2 protein-coding genes are annotated in these 2,554 nt (G+C 49.4%); both read left to right on the forward strand.

What is annotated here, in order from left to right:
- The first annotated feature begins 125 nt into the window (after positions 1 to 125).
- A complete protein-coding gene (locus EAO37_RS08940; protein ID WP_205589769.1) occupies positions 126 to 683 on the forward strand; it encodes a hypothetical protein in 558 nt (185 codons plus the stop codon).
- 76 nt (positions 684 to 759) lie between these two features.
- On the forward strand, positions 760 to 2,554 hold a 1,795-nt coding region (locus EAO37_RS08945; protein ID WP_120953405.1), incomplete at its 3' end, for a hypothetical protein.

Genomic DNA, 2,554 nt, shown 5'->3' on the forward strand with positions numbered 1-2,554 from the left:
CCCCAGCGATGTAGGCGGAGTTAAGCGCGGTGCCATTTAAGCTTTGCTCGGAAATCTTAAAGCCATTGGCTTGCCCCAATACCGGCACCAGCACCACCCCCCTGCCCCCCATTAAAAAGCCCCAAATGCCCATGGTGAGCATTTCTACTAGCAATTTACAAGAACACTCCCTGCAAGTGGGGTTTCAGAGCGAACTAGGCTACCAAAAATTTTTCACCCCCTTTATTGGAATCTCTACCTATGGGTATTTTAGCTACCGCTACTTGTATATGAAAAAATTCATTGTAGATAGCAATGTGAACGCGCTCAACCGCTACAGCGCGGGTCTGGGGAGCAATCTCTTATTCAATGTCTACACCAAGATCAAAAAGAGCAAGTATAGAAGACAGCCCTCAATCCAAACCTATGGTTTTTTTGCAGGCTTGCTAGGCTTGTTCAATCTATGGAACGCCACCTTCTTAGGCAATGATACAGGGGTTTGGCGCAATAATATCAATGTGGATGCCACCCTTGGGTTTAGCATGCGTTTCAACCGCTTTAAGTGGATGTTGGGCGTGCATATCCCTTTGGCTAACGCCAACCGCACGATCAATCTGGCTAACCACGATGGCACAGAGACGATCAAACTCTTAGACAATTACAAGAGCGCGGATTTGTTCTTAAATTTTGTTACGATTTTCTAGCCAGATCAGAGGCAAAAAGGCTTTTTTATGTTACTATTTGTGCATACCATTCATAATCTAGCTCTAGGGCAAATCCATGAAAAAAGCCTTAAGCCTTAGTCTGTATCTGTGTTGTGGCGCGAGCGCGCACCCCTTTGCCTCCTATTTGGACGGGGCTTTTATGTCCTTTGGCATGGATGTGGGGGGAGGTAGCGCGCTAGAGAGTGTGCGTAGTGCCCCAAATGCCAACGCTGCTAAAATCGCCGCCTACAAAGCCAATCTAGCAGCCTATAACAACGCTCTAACCCAGCTTAAGGCTAACCAAGCCCAAACCCTCACCCAATTACAAAAATACGCCCAGCAACTTGCCAGCCTCAACCCCAACTCCACCCAAATTGCCCAGATTTTAGCCACATTACAAGATCGCCTAACGCGCGCCCTGCATGTCCAAGCCCTCACAGGGCTAGAACAAGACACCTCTAGCTACCAAAACTACTTAAACCAGCTCATAAGTAGCTACCAAGCCAAAAACCAAGCCCTCCTAACCCAAGCCCAAGAGAGTATCACGCAATACAAGAGTGCGCTAGGTAATGTCAATAAGGATAACCAGCAAACCCTCACCCAAGCCCTAAACACTCTAAACACTCTAAACACCCAAGCCACCCAAGCGGCTAAAGAATTAGGGATCACCTACACCCCCATCACCCCCCCCGTGCAAAGCTCTCAAATTAGTTCGCTCACCCCCGCCCAAGTGATCCAAGCCATCAACACCCTAGCTAGCGACATCAAAACCCTAACCTCTACCATTGGCACGGATATTAGCCAGCTTAGCAACAAGGATAAAGGGGTTGCCCTGCAAAACGCCAATAAGGTCGCCCAGCTCACTAACGCCGCCAATGCCGCTAAAACTGCTGCCACTAGCGCAGCCACTGCTGCTAAAACCGCTAACACAAAGGCACTCAGCCAAATCGCGGGTATAGCCCAGATTCTAGGACAAGCTTTTCACAACCAGTGGATGCAATACGCCGTAGGGGAAAAATGGGGCAAAAGCCCCACAGGGATTAATAACCTCACTTACGCCAATAGCGGGCGCACATGCATTATCCCTAATATCGTGGCGGGCAATATGAGCTCTGCAGGTCCTCATAATTGTGGGAGTTCTTACCCTAGCGCGCCTGAGTTACCCACCGGGCTTACCCTATCTGAAATGTGGAACACGCTTTTTAATGTGGCGCAATTAAGCAAGTATGGGGCAAGCCAATATGTGGGGGCTGAACCCTACTTTGCCAACAACGCCCAAGCCCAAGCGGCTATCAAACAAGAGTTTGCCTATCTCAATTCGTATCTAAGCCCCTCTAACTTTGCGGGCAATTTTACCAATTCTAAACTCTATACCATGTTCAGCGATGCCCTTAGCAGTGGCAATATCGCCCAAGCCCAAAGCCTACTTAAGGACTACACTTCTAGCATGATCCCCTACATGTTAGGCGTGTTTGAAGAAAACCAATACTGGCTTGGGCGCACCCCAAGCCCCACCAACACACAGGAAAACAACGCCTTTAAAGGCTATTGCACTTCAGGGGGTCCGCTATGGATCGGGCTTGATCGTTGCCAACATATCGGGTATGGCGACATCACCTTTTTAGGGGGTTTGGCTTTCAACTCTGAACAAGTGGCTAGCATCATTGGAACGAGCACAAATACCCAACAGAGTTCAAACATTGTATTATCGACTAACCCAACCATTAGCGCGCAAGCAAGCATCGCCTCTAGCGCGATCACCAGCGCACAAAGCGCACAGAGCACCGCCACCAGCGCGCAAGCAGCCGCTACAAAAGCCCAGCAAGCCCTTAGCGATTTTAAACCAACACCCCTCCCCTACCCCATCCCCC

It is taken from the genome of Helicobacter sp. L8 (assembly GCF_003660355.1).
Classification (GTDB): Bacteria; Campylobacterota; Campylobacteria; order Campylobacterales; family Helicobacteraceae; genus Helicobacter; species Helicobacter labacensis.